This window comes from Streptomyces coacervatus (assembly GCF_029223485.1).
In the GTDB taxonomy this organism is placed as follows: domain Bacteria; phylum Actinomycetota; class Actinomycetes; order Streptomycetales; family Streptomycetaceae; genus Streptomyces; species Streptomyces coacervatus.
This window is the reverse complement of record NZ_JARHTP010000005.1, coordinates 15,594-31,059: the sequence shown is the minus strand read 5'-3', so window position 1 is coordinate 31,059 and position 15,466 is coordinate 15,594. Positions and strand designations below refer to the sequence as shown.

Below are 15,466 nucleotides of genomic sequence, written 5' to 3'. Positions count from 1 at the left end.
GCCCCCTTAGTCGTAGCAGACGTACTCGAAGTGGAAGACGTACTGGAAGACGTACCGCCTACGAATGCGTCCGCAGCAGCGTCCGCATCGTCCGCATCGCCACCGACAGGTTGGCGAGGTCGAACGTTTCCGAGCTCTGGATCTCCTCCAGGGTCGTGCGCGCCCGGCCCAGGATCGCGGCGTTCTTCTCGTTCCACGCCTTGAAGCGCTGCTCGGGGGTCGAGGTGCCGTTGCCGACAGCCAGGACGTCCGCGGTCAGGGCCGCGTGGGCCGCGTACAGGTCCTCGCGGATGGAGGCGCGGGCCATGGACTGCCAGCGGTCGGCGCGCGGCAGCTCGATGATGCGGTCCATGAGCTGGGTGATGTGCAGCCGGTCGGCGAGGTCGTAGTAGACCTCGGCGACGTCCAGCGGCTCCTTGCCCATGCGGTCGGCCACCGAGACGATGTCCAGCGCCGGGAAGGCGGAGGAGAACCCGGCCACGCGGGTGGCGAGCTCGTCCGGGACGCCGGCGCCGGTCAGCTCGTCGTAGATCTGCTGCCACCACTCGAGGTCCGCACCGCGCAGCAGCTTCGTCAGCTGCTGCCAGACCTGCTCGACACGCTCGGCGAAGAACTCGACCGTCTCGGCGAGCTGCAGCGGCTGCGGCCGGTTGTTGAGCAGCCAGCGCGTGCCGCGCTCCACCAGACGGCGCGAGTGCAGCCGGATACGGGTCTGGACGGCGGCCTCGACCTGGTTGTCGAGGTCCTCCACCCCGTCCCACACCGGCGCCGAACGGAAGATCGCGCGGGCCGCGGTCTGCGCCCTGACGATCTCCTCCAGCGAGGCGCCGGTCTCCTCGCGCAGCCGGTGCAGATAGGTCGTACCGCCCGTGTTGACCGTGTCGTTGACCAGGACCGTCGTGACGATCTCGCGGTGCAGCGGGTGGCTGTCGATGTACTCGGGGAACTGCTCGCGCAGCGCCGTCGGGAAGTACGCGTGCAGCAGGCTGCGCAGGTACGGGTCGTCCGGCAGCGAGGTGTGCAGCAGCTCGTCGGAGACCGTGATCTTCGTGTACGCCAGCAGGACGGCCGTCTCCGGGCTGGTGAGGCCCTGGCCGGCGCCGAGGCGCTCACGGATCTGGCGGTCCGCGGGCAGGAATTCCAGGGCCCGGTCGAGGTGGCCCTCGCGCACCAGGTGGCGGATGAAGCGCTGCTGGGCGTGGAGCATGTCCTTGGACTGGGCCAGCGCGTTGGCGAGCGCTGTGTTCTGCGCGTAGTTGTTGCGCAGGACCAGGGCGCCGACCTCGTCGGTCATCTCGGCGAGCAGCTTGTTGCGCTGCTTGACGGTCATGTCGCCGTCGGCGACCAGGCCGTTGAGCAGGATCTTGATGTTCACCTCGTGGTCGGAGGTGTCCACGCCCGCGCTGTTGTCGATCGCATCCGTGTTGATCTTGCCGCCGTGCCGTGCGAACTCGATCCGCCCGAGCTGGGTCAGGCCCAGGTTGCCGCCCTCGCCGACGACCTTGACGCGCAGGTCGGCGCCGTCGACGCGGATCGGGTCGTTGGCCTTGTCGCCGACGTCCGCCTGGGTCTCCGTGCTGGCCTTCACATACGTACCGATGCCGCCGTTCCACAGCAGGTCCACCGGTGCCTGGAGGATGGTCTTCATCAGGTCGGCCGGGGTCATCTTGGCGACCTTGCCCTCGATGCCGAGGGCCTCGCGGATCTGCGAGTTGAGCTGGATGGCCTTGGCGGTACGCGGGAACACGCCGCCGCCGGCGGAGATGAGCTCGGTGTTGTAGTCGGCCCAGCTGGAGCGTGGCAGCTCGAAGATGCGCCGGCGCTCGGCGTACGAGGCCTCCGCGTCCGGGTTCGGGTCGATGAAGATGTGCCGGTGGTCGAAGGCGGCTACCAGGCGGATGTGCTCGCTCAGCAGCATGCCGTTGCCGAACACGTCGCCGGACATGTCGCCGATGCCGACGACGGTGAAGTCCTCGCTCTGCGTGTCGACACCCAGCTCCTGGAAGTGCCGCTTGACGGACTCCCAGGCACCGCGGGCGGTGATGCCCATGCCCTTGTGGTCGTAGCCGGCCGAGCCGCCGGAGGCGAAGGCGTCGCCGAGCCAGAAGTTGTACGTTTCCGCAACCCCGTTGGCGATGTCGGAGAAGGTCGCGGTGCCCTTGTCGGCGGCGACGACGAGGTAGGTGTCGTCCTCGTCGTGCCGTACGACGTCGGCGGGCGGCACGACCTCACCCGCGACCATGTTGTCGGTGATGTCGAGCAGCGCCGAGATGAACGTCTTGTAGCTGGCGATGCCCTCGGCCAGCCACGCGTCCCGGTCCACGCTCGGGTCCGGCAGCTGCTTGGCGACGAAGCCGCCCTTGGCGCCGACCGGCACGATGACGGTGTTCTTCACCATCTGCGCCTTGACCAGGCCGAGGATCTCGGTACGGAAGTCCTCACGCCGGTCGGACCAGCGCAGGCCTCCGCGCGCGACCTTGCCGAAGCGCAGGTGCACGCCCTCGACGCGCGGCGAGTACACCCAGATCTCGTACGCCGGTCGCGGCGCCGGGAGATCGGGGATGGCCTGCGGGTCGAACTTCATGGACACGTACGCGTGCGGCTTGCCGCCCGCCGCCTCCTGGAAGAAGTTCGTCCGGAGGGTCGCCTTGATGACGGTCAGGAAGGACCGCAGGATCCGGTCCTCGTCGAGGGAGGCCACCTGGTCGAGGGCCGCGTCGACCTCTTCGAGGAGGGCGTCGACGATCTCGTGCCCGGCCCTCTGCCGGTCCGGCGACATCCGCGCCTCGAACAGCGAGACGAGCAGCCGGGTGGTGTGGACATTGTTGCGGAGGGTGTCCTCCATGTAGTCCTGACTGAAGGTGGAACCAGCCTGGCGCAGGTACTTGGCGTACGCCCGCAGCACCATCGCCTGCCGCCAGTTCAGCCCGGCGCTCAGCACAAGGGCGTTGAAGCCGTCGTTCTCCGCCTTGCCGGTCCAGGTGGCGGCGAAGGCCTCCTGGAAGCGCTCGCGGGCGTCGTCGCCGAGGTAGTCGCCGCTGCCGTTCAGCGACTTGGGCATACGCAGGCCGAAGTCGTAGATCCAGGCGGTGGTGCGGTCCGAGCAGCGCAGCTCGTACGGCCGCTCGTCCGTCACCTCGACGCCGAGCCGGCTGAGGGCCGGCAGTACGGCGGACAGGGAGACGGCCTCGCCCTTGCGGTAGATCTTGAACCGGCGCTCCTCGGGGGCGGCGCCGACGGGCTCGTACAGACTGAGGGAGAAGTCCTGGCCGCTGTGGGCCTGTGCCTCGCTGAGCTGTTCGAGGTGGACGAGGTCGGCGACCGCGGCACGCGGGGTGTGGTCGGCCTTGTAGCCCTCGGGGAAGGCGTTGTTGTAGCGGCGCAGCAGTTCGGCGGCGCGCTCCTCGCCGCACTCGGCGTTCAGCGCCTCGGCGAAGCCGTCGGCCCAGGAGCGGGCGGCCTCCACCAGGCGGGCCTCGATGCGTTCCTTGTCGGAGTCGGACAGCTGCGGCAGCTCGGTGCCCTGCGGGACACGGACCACGAAGTGCAGCCGGGAGAGGATCGACTCGGTGTTCCAGGCCGTGAAGTCGACGCTGATGCCGCCGAGTTCCTCCTTCAGGATGTCGATGATCCTGAGCCGGACGCCGGTGGTGTAGCGGTCGCGCGGGAGGTAGACGAGGGCGGAGTAGTAGCGCCCGTACTCGTCCTGCCGGAGGTAGAGCCTGAGCCGCCTGCGCTCCTGCAGATAGAGCACGGAGGTGGCGATGGACTCGAGCTCGTCGGCCGGGGTCTGGAAGAGCTCGTCGCGCGGGTACGTCTCCAGGATCTGCAGCAGGTCGCGCCCGTCATGGCTGTTGGGCGAGAAGCCGGCGCGCTCCAGGACCTCCTCGACCTTGCGGCGGATGACCGGCACCCGGCGCACCGATTCGGTGTAGGCCGCGGAGGAGAACAGACCGAGGAAGCGGCGCTCACCGACGACATTGCCGTCCGCGTCGAACTTCTTGACGCCGATGTAGTCCAGATACGAGGGCCGGTGCACGGTGGCCCGGCTGTTCGCCTTGGTCAGGACCAGCAGCTTGTGCTCGCGGGCCTTGGCGCGGGCGTCGGCGGGCAGCCGCTCGAAGGACGGGCTCACCGGGTGGCTGTCGTCCCCGGCGTGGTGCGGGTCGGAGCGCAGGATGCCGAGCCCGGTGCCGGGCACGGCGGCCAGGGAGTCGTCGTCCAGCAGCTGGTACTCGCGGTAGCCGAGGAAGGTGAAGTGATCGGCGGACAGCCAGCGCAGCAGCTCGCGGGCCTCCTCGATGTCCTGCTCACGCAGGTCGGTGGCGATCGGCTCCTCGGGCAGCTCGTCGGCCATGCGCAGAGCAGCGTCCCGCATCTTGTCCCAGTCCTCGACGGTCTCGCGGACGTCGGACAGGACGCGCAGCAGGTCGGCGGTGATCTGCTTGAGGTCGCCGCGGTCGGTCTCCCGGTCGATCTCGACATGGATCCAGGACTCGGTGTGCGCGTCGTGCGGCAGCTCGCCGTTGGACTGCGCGTGGAGCACCTCGATGAGCTTGCCGGTGACATCCCGGCGGACCACGATCTGCGGGTGGATGACGACGTGGATGCCACGTCCCTGTCGCGTCAGCTCATTGGTGACGGAGTCGACGAGAAAGGGCATGTCGTCGGTGACGACCTCGACGACGGAGTGGCTGCACGTCCACCCGTTCTCCTCCACCGTGGGCGTGTGGACCCGTACGTTGGCCGTGCCCTGGGGGCGGTTCTCGGCCAGCCGGTAGTGCGAGAGCGCGGCTCCGAAGATGTCGACCGGGTCACGGCCGGTGAGGTCCTCCGGGGCGGTGTGCAGGTAGTAGCGCTGGAGGAACGCGAGCACGGTGTCCCGGTCGGGCGTACTCTCATCCGTCGTCCCAGTCGGTAGGTGCCCCCCGACCGGGCTGTTCTCAGCTACCCGGGCGGCCCTCTCGAGCAGCTCGGCCTTGGCTTCGTCCAGCTTGGTCTGCATTGTCCTCTGGCTCCTGTCGCGCGCCGTTGCGTGACGTAGAAGGAAGTACGGTCTCTTCCCCTGCGGCTCGACGCCACGGCCCGGGTTCTCCGGTCTGGTCCGACGCTATGCCGCAAGGTGAGAAGAGCGGGCAAATATGAGCCATATTTGAGCTGCCCCGAGGGTGTGACGCTGCTCTCCGCAGCGCCCGCGTCCAGGGGGTGAATGGCATCCCGGGAGCCCTTCCGGCCCCCTCCTGCCCGCGAAGACCAGCGACCGCCGCCCGGTCACGGAGGTAGTCCGTGCTCACCGGGCGCAGGGCAGGGGCAACGATGCCCCCGCGAACTATCGCGCTGATCACGCCACAAGGCTATCGCTCAGTACGGGGGCCCCGTCATGAGCCGTATGTGTACAAAACCAGGGGTGGAACTTTGACACTCTGCACAGGGGCAAAGGCCCCACGGTCGTGCGGGTCGGCCATACGAATCCGTCATCTGATCCCCCTGTTCATGATCCCCTGTTCGAAAACGACCGGACCTCTTGGCAAGGCCACCCCCAAGAGGCACGTTGCCCATGACAGCGCACACCCGCCCGAGGGGAGCCGCCCGAACATGACCGCGAAAATCCTCATCGTCACCGGTGACGCAGCAGAGTCACTCGAGGTCCTGTACCCCTACCAGCGCCTCCGCGAGGAGGGCTACGACGTCCATATCGCAGCCCCCGCCCGCAAGAAGCTCCAGTTCGTCGTCCACGACTTCGAACCCGGCTTCGACACCTACACCGAAAAGCCCGGCTACACCTGGCCCGCCGACCTCGCCTTCGCCGAGGTCGACCCCGGCCAGTACGCCGCCCTCGTCATCCCCGGCGGCCGCGCCCCCGAGTACCTCCGCAACGACCCCGAACTCCGCAAGATCCTCAAGTCCTTCTTCGACGCTGACAAGCCGGTCGCCCAGATCTGCCACGGCCCCCTGCTCACCGCCGCGATCGACGGCCTCCGCGGCCGGCGCGTCACGGCATATCCGGCGCTGGAACCGGACATGCAGGCCGCCGGCGCCGACTTCCAGGACGCCGAGGCGGTGGTCGACGGCACCCTTGTCTCGTCCCGGGCATGGCCGGACCACTCGGCGTGGATGCGGGAGTTCTTGACGGTGCTACGGGCGAAGGCACCGGTGACCTGACGCAGCTGGGGACGGCCGCCCCCGCCGTGCCGTCTGCGGGCAGACCCACCACGCCGTGCCGTCTGCGGGCAGACCCACCACGCCGTGCCGTCTGCGGGCAGTCGTGCCGCTGGGGCGGCTCCCGACCCAAAGAGAGGCGGCACCCGCCAAGCGCGGCGAGCGAAATCCACCCCCCAGCCGGCCCCCTGCTCGGGGCACCTATGCGGCCAGCCGCTCCGCTTCTGCGACGGCCTCCGCCAACGAGTCCACCACCGGCACCCCCACCTCTTCGAGGCTGGCCCGGCCGTGCGACCCGCCGGTGTACAGCACCGCACCCGCCCCCACATGCCGCGCGGCCACCGCATCGTCGGCGGCATCGCCGATCACCACCGTACGAGCCGGGTCCACACCGGCGAGCGAGGCGAGGTGGCGCACCATGTGCTCCGCCTTGCTGCCCCCCGAGGGCCCGGTCCGCCCGTCGACACGTATGAAGTGCGCCTCTATCCCGAACCCCCGCACCAGCGGGACGAGTTCGTCATGCACGTACATACTCAGGATCGACTGGCTGCGCCCTGCCGATCGCCACCCGGCGAGCAGCTCCGGCGCCCCCTCGGTCAGCCCGCAGCCGACCCGGTGCTCCGCGTAGTACCGGTGGAAGGTCTCGTCCATGACCTCCCATTCGGCGTCCGTCGGCAGCCGGCCCATGAGCCGCTCGTAGAACTTCGGCACCGGCACGCAGTACAGCGCCCGGTACTGCTCCATCGTGATCGGCTCAAGACCCAGCTCGGCGAACGCCGCGTTCGTCGCCCCGATGATCGCGTCATTGTCGTGGAACAGCGTCCCGTTCCAGTCCCAGACGATGTGCACCCCTGTCTGCTTCCCCATGCCAAAAACGTACCCGCCGCCACTGACAATCAAGAGCTCCGCAGGTCAGAACGCCATTGAGCAGGTGTGAAAGGGGCGCATGCGGGAGGGCTCAGTCACCGAGCCCGACCAGGTTGGGGATCTCCTGCGTCGCGTACCACAGCAGTTCGTGGTCCTCGGCCCCGTCCACCACGAACTGTGCGTCGTCGTCCCCGCGGTCGGCCGCCTCGAGCGCCTCGGCAGCGGCGGCCACGTCCTGCGCCGCATCGTCGAGGTCGACGTGCACGGCGGCCGCCTTGGCCAGCGCCACGGTCCCGGTCACCCGTACCTCGCCGAGCGCGGCCGGGTCGAGGCCCCGGTCGGGGTCGGCGGCCGCCGCACCGTCGGGCACGTCGACGGCGACCACGACCCGGCGCCGTACCGCCCCGGGGTCCGCGGCCAGCAGCCGCAGCGAGGCGAGCGCGGCGCGGTTGAGGGCCGCGTACTCCAGTTCCTCGATGTCGTCGGAGAGGTACCACTCGCGCAGGGCGGGCGTGACGGCGTACGCGGCGAGCGGCCCTGCCCCCAGCTCTCCCGTCTTGTACGCCTCGGCGAGACCGGAGAGGGTCAGGGGGACGTAGACGCGCATGGCTGGCCGCTTTCGTGGTCGGTGGCTGGGCGCGCTCACGCGCCTCCTGGAGGGCCTTCAGGATACGTGTGGGCGTCCCCTTTCGAGTCCCTGCCCACAGGCCCGCAGCCGTCCACTTGAGGCCCCGGAATTCACCCGGCGCACCCCCATGGTCACGGGCTTCCGCGCCCTCTCCATCACCCTGATAGGTGAAGATTCCGGCCACCCCGCCCCGGCTCCACGCGTCCTTGCTGCCGGCACCCCTCGCCCCGTACAAGATCCCCAACGCCAAGTTACCGACCGGTATCAGCCGGGTTCACCGAACGGGGACGCACATGCACAAGGTCATGACCAGGGCACAGCACCAGCCGGGCAGCCGCCCTCCCGGCCGCCGCGACTCCCGCCGCCCCGGCGGCGCCCCGCCCCGCACCCCGGGCGGAACCCCGACCCGCACCGCCCTGGGCGGCGGCCGCCCGCCGGGCTCCCGGGCCGGCGGCGTCTCCCCGAGCACCAGGCCCGCCGACAACCGCCCACCGACAGCTCCTGCCACTCCGGCCAGGAGCGCGACCACGGCACGTACCGGGCCGGTCCGCCCTCCCGGACCGGCCGCACCGCCCGAGGGCGCCACGACCGCCACCACGGCTCCAGACGCGGGTGCCGAGACCGCGGCCCGCGCCCGCACCACCACCCACGCGCCGCCGAACGCGCTTCCCGCCCCGGCGGGAGGGCTCACAGCCGACCACCCGGCCTGCCCCGCCGTCCACGCCGGGACCCACCCGCGGCCGGTCCCCCAGCCCCGCCCCACCGACGTCTTCGCCGACCTGCTGCTCGCGGTGCTGAGCGGCCGCCGCCCCGTTCACTCGATGCTGCGGCACACCGCGGGCCGGGCCTACGACGAACTGGCCTGGCTCGCCGAACGCGGCCCCCTGCGCACCCGCGGCGCCAGCCCGGTCGTCCGCGACATCGGCTACTACGAAGCCCGTCCCGGTGCCGTCGAGGCCTTCGCCCGCATCGGCGCCGGCGACCAGCTGCGGGCCATGGCCTTCCGCCTGGAACGGGGCCGGGACCTGCGCTGGCGCTGCACCGCGGTGGAACTCGGCGGCCCACGCCCGCCCCGACCCACCGGCGACGACTAGACGACCGGAGGGCCGCCGGCACAGCCCGGCCCCCGCCACACCGCCGTACGCCGAAGGGCCGGGTCACCCTCGGGGTGACCCGGCCCTTCAAGCCGCTACTGCTCCGCCGGCTACTTCTTGCGGCGCCGCCCGCTCCGGGACTGCTTGCGCCGCTCCGCGCGCGTGAGACCGTCGGCCTCGGAGCGCACCGGCTCCTCGTCGCCGACGAAGTCGCCCTCGATGGTGCCGCCCTCGCCGTCCACGGTCGGCGCGGAGAAGTGCAGGTTCCGGCGCTGCGGGGCGTCCAGCCCCTTGGCCCGGATCTCCGGACGGCTGCCCGCCTGCGCCGGCACCACGTCCTGCTTCTCCATGTCGACCGGCTCGGCGTCCTCGACCGGGACCTCCTCGACCTGCTGCTCGACCTGGACCTCCAGGTTGAACAGGTAGCCGACGGACTCCTCCTTGATGCCCTCCATCATCGCGGTGAACATGTCGAAGCCCTCGCGCTGGTACTCGACCAGCGGGTCCTTCTGCGCCATCGCGCGCAGGCCGATGCCCTCCTGGAGGTAGTCCATCTCGTAGAGGTGCTCGCGCCACTTGCGGTCCAGGACCGACAGCACGACCCGGCGCTCCAGCTCACGCATGATCTCGGAGCCGAGCTGCGCCTCACGCGACTCGTACTGCTCGTGGATGTCGTCCTTGATGGACTCGGAGATCCACTCGGCGGTCAGACCGGCCCGGTCGCCGGCCGCCTCCTCCAGCTCCTCGACGGTCACCTTCACCGGGTAGAGCTGCTTGAAGGCGCCCCACAGCCGCTCCAGGTCCCAGTCCTCCGCGAAGCCCTCGGCGGTCTCCGCGGAGATGTACGCGTCAATCGTGTCGTCCATGAAGTGCACGACCTGCTCCTGCAGGTCCTCGCCCTCCAGGACGCGGCGCCGCTCGCCGTAGATGACCTCGCGCTGGCGGTTGAGGACCTCGTCGTACTTCAGGACGTTCTTGCGGGTCTCGAAGTTCTGCTGCTCGACCTGCGACTGGGCGGACGCGATCGCGCGCGTGACCATCTTGTTCTCGATCGGGACGTCGTCCGGGACGTTCGCCATCGACATCACGCGCTCGACCATCTGGGCCTTGAAGAGCCTCATCAGGTCGTCGCCGAGCGAGAGGTAGAAGCGGGACTCGCCAGGGTCGCCCTGACGGCCGCTGCGGCCGCGCAGCTGGTTGTCGATACGCCGCGACTCGTGCCGCTCGGTGCCCAGGACATAGAGCCCGCCGAGGTCCTTGACCTCCTCGAACTCCGCCTTCACGGCCTTCTCGGCACGCTCCAGGGCGTCGGGCAGGAACTGGGCCCACTCCTCGATGTGCTCCTCGGGGTCGAGGCCGCGCTGGCGCAGCTCCGCCTCGGCGAGGTCATCGGGGTTGCCGCCGAGCTTGATGTCCGTACCACGGCCGGCCATGTTGGTCGCGACGGTCACGGCGCCCTTGCGGCCGGCCTGGGCGACGATCGTCGCCTCACGGTCGTGCTGCTTCGCGTTCAGCACTTCGTGCTGGATGCCGCGCTTGGAGAGCTGCTGCGAGAGGTATTCGGACTTCTCGACCGACGTCGTACCGACGAGGATCGGCTGGCCCTTCTCGTGCTTCTCGGCGATGTCGTCGACGACCGCCTCGAACTTGGCCACCTCGGTGCGGTAGATCAGGTCCGACTGGTCCTTGCGGATCATCGGCCTGTTGGTCGGGATCGGGACGACACCGAGCTTGTAGATCTGGTGGAACTCGGCGGCCTCGGTCATCGCCGTACCGGTCATGCCGGAGAGCTTGCTGTAGAGGCGGAAGAAGTTCTGCAGGGTGATCGTGGCGAGCGTCTGGTTCTCGTCCTTGATGTCCACCCCTTCCTTCGCCTCGATCGCCTGGTGCATGCCCTCGTTGTAGCGGCGGCCGGCGAGGATACGGCCGGTGTGCTCGTCGACGATCATGACCTCGCCGTCGATGACGACGTAGTCCTTGTCCTTCTTGAAGAGTTCCTTGGCCTTGATGGCGTTGTTCAGGTAGCCCACCAGCGGCGTGTTCACCGACTCGTAGAGGTTGTCGATGCCCAGCCAGTCCTCGACCTTGCTGACACCGGGCTCGTGGATGGCGACCGTGCGCTTCTTCTCGTCGACGTCGTAGTCGCCGGTCTCCTCCTCGCCCTTCAGCTGGTTGCCCGCCTCGCCCTTCTTCAGGCGCGTGACCAGCTTGGCGAAGTCGCCGTACCACTTGGTGGCCTGGTCGGCCGGGCCGGAGATGATCAGCGGCGTCCGGGCCTCGTCGACGAGGATGGAGTCGACCTCGTCGACGATGGCGAAGTTGTGGCCGCGCTGCACCAGTTCGTCCTTCGACCACGCCATGTTGTCGCGCAGGTAGTCGAAGCCGAACTCATTGTTCGTGCCGTACGTGATGTCGCACTCGTACTGCTGGCGGCGCTCGGCCGGCGTCATGTTGGCGAGGATGCAGCCGACGGTCAGGCCGAGGAACTTGTGGACGCGGCCCATCATCTCGGAGTCGCGCTCGGCCAGGTAGTCGTTCACCGTGATCAGGTGAACGCCCTCCCCGGAGAGGGCGTTCAGATACGCGGGCAGTGTGCCCACCAGGGTCTTGCCCTCACCGGTCTTCATCTCGGCGACATAGCCGAGGTGGAGCGCGGCGCCGCCCATCATCTGGACGTCGTAGTGACGCTGTCCGAGAACGCGCTTGGCGGCCTCGCGCACGGTGGCGAACGCTTCGGGAAGCAGGTCGTCCAGACTCTCGCCGTCGGCGTAGCGCTGCTTGTACTCATCGGTGAGGGCCCGCAGCTCGGCGTCGGAGAGGTCGACGAAGTCCTCTTCGATGGAGCTGACCTGGTCCGCGATGCGGTGCAGCTTGCGCAGGATTTTGCCTTCGCCTGCACGCATGATCTTCGAGAGGACGGACACGGGGGTGGGTCTCCTTGCCGGTCGGGCCTGGGACGGTCGGTTTCCATTTGACTTGCTGAGCAACGGCCATCGTATGCGAGGACCCCACCAAGCCGGGAGGCCTGCCGGTACGACGACCCCGAAGGCTTCGCGCACCGCTTCAAATCTTCTTCAAAGGAGACAACGGACGGGCCCTGCGGATGGTGCCGCATCACACCGACGAATTGCGCGAATTGTGATCACGCGCTCACGCACGGCAAAAGGATGGCGTCCGTGTCGGGCCTCCGAGCAGAATCAGCCGATGGAACCCGTCACGCTCAAGACCTCCCGGCTGCTCCTGCGCACGGTCGGCCCCGAGGACACCGACGCGGTGTACGCCGCGGCCCAGGATCCCGACATCCAGCGCTGGACGACGATTCCCTCGCCCTACCTCGCCGAGCACGCGCGGAGTTTCACTGAGGAACTCGCCCCGGGCGGCTGGGCGAACGGCTCCATACTCACCTTCGCTCTGTTCCTCCCCGAAGGGGAGGAACTCGTGGGCATGCTCAGCCTCTCCATGCATTCCCTGAGCACGGCCGAGATCGGGTTCTGGGGCACGAAGGAGCACCGCGGCAACGGCTACGTCACCGAAGCCGTCGTCGAGGTCTCCCGCTGGGCCTTCACCCAACTGTCGGTCGACCGCGTGGAATGGCGTGCGGAAGTCGGCAACAGCCCCTCCCGCGCGGTGGCGGAGCGCGCCGGCTTCGTCATCGAGGGCGTCCTGCGCTCCTCGATCATCCACCAGGGCGTCCGCAGGGACTCCTGGGTGGGTGCCCTGCTGCCGTCGGACCTGGGGCTGCCGTCGACGGCGCCGTATCTCCCCGCACCCGCCTCAACAGCGGGCGCCCAGTGACGAATCCGCAGGTCAACCTGCGTTGTCAGTGCCGCCTTCTATCGTGCGGACCATGACGACCCCGCGCCCCGCCACCGACCTCTCGGCAGACGACGCCCGCCGCATCGCCCTGCGCGCCCAGGGCTTTCTCGGCGCGCCCGACCGCAGGGCCGGCGTCCGCGGCGTCCTCCGCCACCTCGGCGCGGTCCAACTGGACACGATCTCGGTGCTGGCACGCTCCCACGAGCTCATCCCGTACGCCCGCCTCGGTGCGGTGGGACGCAGGACGGTCGAGGACGCCTACTGGACGCAGACGCACGCCTTCGAGTACTGGTCGCACGCGGCGTGCATCCTCCCCGTCGAGGAATGGCCCCACTTCGCCTTCCGCCGCCGCGCCTACCGCAGCCGCCCGCACTGGAACCACGAGCTCCCTGACGGCACCTACGACCAGGTCATCAAGCAGCTCCGCACCGAAGGCCCCCTCACGGCCACAGAGTTGGGCGGCGCAAAGCGCACCAGCGAGTGGTGGGACTGGTCCGGCGCCAAAGTCGCCGCGGAGCGCGCGCTGATGTACGGCGAGGTGGTGTGCGTGGAGCGCCGCGGCTGGAAGCGGGTCTACGACCTCGCCGAGCGCGCGATCCCGGACACCCTGCTGCACGACGAGCTGGACGACACTGAGTGCCTGCGCCGTCTGGTCCGCCTGGCGGGCCAGTCCCTGGGCATCGGCACGCGCGCGGACATCGCCGACTACCACCGTCTCAAGGGCGAGCAGGTCGACGCGGTGATCGCCGACTCGGGCCTGGTCCCGGTCACGGTCGAGGGCTGGTCCAAACCGGCCTGGGCCGACCCGGCAGCCCTGGACACGCCGCCGCGCGGCCGCCACCGCACCACACTCCTGTCCCCTTTCGACTCCCTGATCTGGGAAAGGGCGCGCACGGAGCGGATCTTTGGCTTCACCCACCGCCTGGAGGCCTACGTCCCCAAGCCGAAGCGGGTGTACGGCTACTTCGCGATGCCGGTCCTCGCCGGCGGGCGCCTCGTCGGCCGTGTCGACCCGGCCCGGGAGGGCAGCACCCTGGTCGCCAAGCAGGTCACCCTGGACGGCGCCAAGGTGGTCCCGGCCGTGGCGGAGGCGCTGGTCGAGGCGGCGAGCTGGGTGAACTGCACGAGCGTACGCGTGGAGCGCGTGGACGCCCCGGAGCTGCATGAGCCGCTCACCAAGGCGGTGACCCGAGCACTGATCGCCGCCCTGCGCTGACCGGCGTCACGGCCGGCGGACCAGCTGCTCAGCGGATTTCGAGGATCTTCTCCCGCATCGCGTAGACCACCGCTTCCATCCTGGAGTGCAGCTGCAGCTTCTCCAGGATGTTGCGGACGTGGTTCTTCACGGTGTTCTCGGAGATGAACAGTTCCTTGGCGATGTCCCGGTTGTTCATTCCGGTGGCGACGAGTTTGAGGACCTCCAGCTCGCGGTCCGTCAGCCGCGGCGCGGGCACGAGCCGACGCTCGTCGGTCCGCTGGATCATCGACTTGAACTCGGTGAGCAGCTTCGACGCCATGGAAGGGCTGATCTGGGACTGCCCGTCGGCCACCGCGCGAATGGCGGTGGCCACCTCGTCCGTGGAGATCTCCTTGAGGAGATAACCGGTCGCGCCCGCCTTGATCGCGTCGTAGAGGTCGGCCTCCTCGTCGCTGATCGTCAGCATGATGATCTTGGCGCTGGGTGCGACCTCCTTGATGGAGGTGCAGGCCTCGATCCCGCCGCGCTTGGGCATCCGCACATCCATCAGGACGATGTCCGGCAGCAGGTCGGCCGCCTTGTCGACGGCCTCCGCGCCGTCCCCGGCCTCCCCGACGACCTGGATGTCCTCCTCGGCCGCGAGCACGATCTCCAGGCCCCGGCGGAAGAGGGCGTGGTCGTCCACGACAAGGACTCTGATCGGCTCCTTGCGTGGAGAGCCCGCGTCCGGGCCCATGCCGACGACGCCGCCGTCGGCACCCTCGTCATGCATCGGTCCGAAGCTGTCCGCCATCGTTCCTCCCCCTGAAGGCTGTGGCCTGTGGTGCTGTGCCATCGCCAACCCAAGGCAGCGACCCACCGGTTGGGCCATTGCCGCCATGATTCCATGCCCGGACGACAACACGGTGACAGAGCGGCTCGTGAAGGGGTCGCACACCGGTGCCCCTGGGGGCGCACAGGCGCTCCAGGGGCACCGGCTCAGCCGTCAGCCGCGTGGGTCAGCCACCCAGCGTGCCGCCCGGCGCGGGAGACTGCGCCTGGGCAACCATCGGGTCGGTGCTGAGGTGGATGACGCCGTAGTCGTAGGCGTGCCGCCGGTAGACGACACTGGGCTCCTTCGTCTCGGAGTCGACGAACAGGTAGAAGTCGTGTCCGACCAGTTCCATCTCGTAGAGGGCCTGGTCGAGGGTCATCGGGGAGGCGACATGCGTCTTCTCGCGGACGATGAGGGGGCCTTCGCCCTTGACCTCCAGCGAGCCGATCTTCTTGGTGGGCACTCCGTCCTGGTCTTCCTCGTGGACGGGGTGGCCGTTCCCGTTGAGCGTCGCCGCGCCCGGGACGTGGTCGGGGACCTCGGCGGCCGAGATCCTGCGCGCGCCACGGCGAGAGAACCGCTTGTCGTGCTGCTTGCGCAGCCGGGCATCCAGCTTCTCCGCCGCCAGGTCGAGTGCCGCGTACGGATCGCTGGCCGCTGCCTCCGCCCGGATCACCGGACCGCGGGAGCGGAGCGTGATCTCCACTCGGTCACAACGGTCGGCCTGTCGGGGGTTGGGCTCCTTGGACACCTCGACGTCGAGGCTGATCACCTTGCCGTCGAGCTTCTGGATCTTCTCCAGCTTCAGCTTCTCGGCCACGTGCTTGCGGAACCGCTCGGGCACCTCGGTCTTGCGGCCCTTGACGACGATGTCCACGCAGAACTCCGTT

General features: G+C 69.3%; 10 protein-coding genes. 4 read left to right on the top strand and 6 right to left on the bottom strand.

Going from position 1 to position 15,466, the window contains the following annotated elements; all coding sequences use genetic code 11:
* Window positions 1-58: 58 nt before the first annotated feature.
* Window positions 59-5,005: an NAD-glutamate dehydrogenase gene (locus tag P2Q00_RS13820; RefSeq protein WP_275772740.1), complete on the bottom strand. Its 4,947-nt coding sequence runs from the start codon at window positions 5,003-5,005 to the stop codon at window positions 59-61.
* A gap of 590 nt (window positions 5,006-5,595) precedes the next feature.
* On the opposite strand from P2Q00_RS13820, the gene P2Q00_RS13815 reads away from it, so the two are divergent.
* The gene (locus tag P2Q00_RS13815) at window positions 5,596-6,162 is read left to right on the top strand and encodes a DJ-1/PfpI family protein (protein WP_275772739.1); all 567 of its coding nucleotides are present in this window, start codon (window positions 5,596-5,598) and stop codon (window positions 6,160-6,162) included.
* 198 nt (window positions 6,163-6,360) lie between these two features.
* Here P2Q00_RS13815 and P2Q00_RS13810 read toward each other — a convergent pair whose 3' ends face one another.
* Window positions 6,361-7,026 carry an HAD family hydrolase gene (locus P2Q00_RS13810; protein ID WP_275772738.1) on the bottom strand — a complete coding sequence of 222 codons (666 nt, stop codon included), beginning with the start codon at window positions 7,024-7,026 and terminating at the stop codon, window positions 6,361-6,363.
* A 91-nt stretch (window positions 7,027-7,117) separates the two neighbouring features.
* A complete protein-coding gene (locus P2Q00_RS13805; RefSeq protein WP_275772737.1) occupies window positions 7,118-7,633 on the bottom strand; it encodes a DUF6912 family protein in 516 nt (171 codons plus the stop codon).
* A 314-nt stretch (window positions 7,634-7,947) separates the two neighbouring features.
* Here P2Q00_RS13805 and P2Q00_RS13800 point away from each other — a divergent pair, with 314 nt between their 5' ends.
* On the top strand, window positions 7,948-8,748 hold the full coding sequence (locus P2Q00_RS13800) for an Rv3235 family protein (protein ID WP_275772736.1): 801 nt from the start codon (window positions 7,948-7,950) through the stop codon (window positions 8,746-8,748).
* Window positions 8,749-8,858: 110 nt separating this feature from the next.
* Here P2Q00_RS13800 and secA read toward each other — a convergent pair whose 3' ends face one another.
* Window positions 8,859-11,672 (bottom strand): preprotein translocase subunit SecA, encoded by a 2,814-nt coding sequence (gene secA / locus P2Q00_RS13795; RefSeq protein WP_275772735.1) that lies wholly within the window; start codon window positions 11,670-11,672, stop codon window positions 8,859-8,861.
* 280 nt (window positions 11,673-11,952) lie between these two features.
* Between secA and P2Q00_RS13790 the strand changes: the two genes are divergently transcribed.
* Both P2Q00_RS13790 and P2Q00_RS13785 read left to right on the top strand, forming a co-directional pair.
* Window positions 11,953-12,543: a GNAT family N-acetyltransferase gene (locus P2Q00_RS13790; protein WP_275772734.1), complete on the top strand. Its 591-nt coding sequence runs from the start codon at window positions 11,953-11,955 to the stop codon at window positions 12,541-12,543.
* A 52-nt stretch (window positions 12,544-12,595) separates the two neighbouring features.
* Complete coding sequence (locus tag P2Q00_RS13785) at window positions 12,596-13,780, top strand: winged helix-turn-helix domain-containing protein (RefSeq protein ID WP_275772733.1); 1,185 nt, start codon at window positions 12,596-12,598, stop codon at window positions 13,778-13,780.
* Between the two features lie 28 nt (window positions 13,781-13,808).
* Here the strand turns inward: P2Q00_RS13785 and P2Q00_RS13780 are convergent, their stop codons facing one another.
* The gene (locus tag P2Q00_RS13780; protein ID WP_275772732.1) at window positions 13,809-14,555 is read right to left on the bottom strand and encodes a response regulator; all 747 of its coding nucleotides are present in this window, start codon (window positions 14,553-14,555) and stop codon (window positions 13,809-13,811) included.
* A 205-nt stretch (window positions 14,556-14,760) separates the two neighbouring features.
* Complete coding sequence (hpf, locus tag P2Q00_RS13775; RefSeq protein WP_260326615.1) at window positions 14,761-15,453, bottom strand: ribosome hibernation-promoting factor, HPF/YfiA family; 693 nt, start codon at window positions 15,451-15,453, stop codon at window positions 14,761-14,763.
* Window positions 15,454-15,466 lie beyond the last annotated feature (13 nt).

What these genes read in the sequence shown, in the direction of transcription:
- P2Q00_RS13820 (WP_275772740.1), bottom strand. Translation starts at nt 5,005, where the DNA reads ATGCAGACCAAGCTGGACGAAGCCAAGGCCGAGCTGCTCGAGAGGGCC.
- P2Q00_RS13815 (WP_275772739.1), top strand. Translation starts at nt 5,596, where the DNA reads ATGACCGCGAAAATCCTCATCGTCACCGGTGACGCAGCAGAGTCACTC.
- P2Q00_RS13810 (WP_275772738.1), bottom strand. Translation starts at nt 7,026, where the DNA reads ATGGGGAAGCAGACAGGGGTGCACATCGTCTGGGACTGGAACGGGACG.
- P2Q00_RS13805 (WP_275772737.1), bottom strand. Translation starts at nt 7,633, where the DNA reads ATGCGCGTCTACGTCCCCCTGACCCTCTCCGGTCTCGCCGAGGCGTAC.
- P2Q00_RS13800 (WP_275772736.1), top strand. Translation starts at nt 7,948, where the DNA reads ATGCACAAGGTCATGACCAGGGCACAGCACCAGCCGGGCAGCCGCCCT.
- P2Q00_RS13790 (WP_275772734.1), top strand. Translation starts at nt 11,953, where the DNA reads ATGGAACCCGTCACGCTCAAGACCTCCCGGCTGCTCCTGCGCACGGTC.
- P2Q00_RS13785 (WP_275772733.1), top strand. Translation starts at nt 12,596, where the DNA reads ATGACGACCCCGCGCCCCGCCACCGACCTCTCGGCAGACGACGCCCGC.
- P2Q00_RS13780 (WP_275772732.1), bottom strand. Translation starts at nt 14,555, where the DNA reads ATGGCGGACAGCTTCGGACCGATGCATGACGAGGGTGCCGACGGCGGC.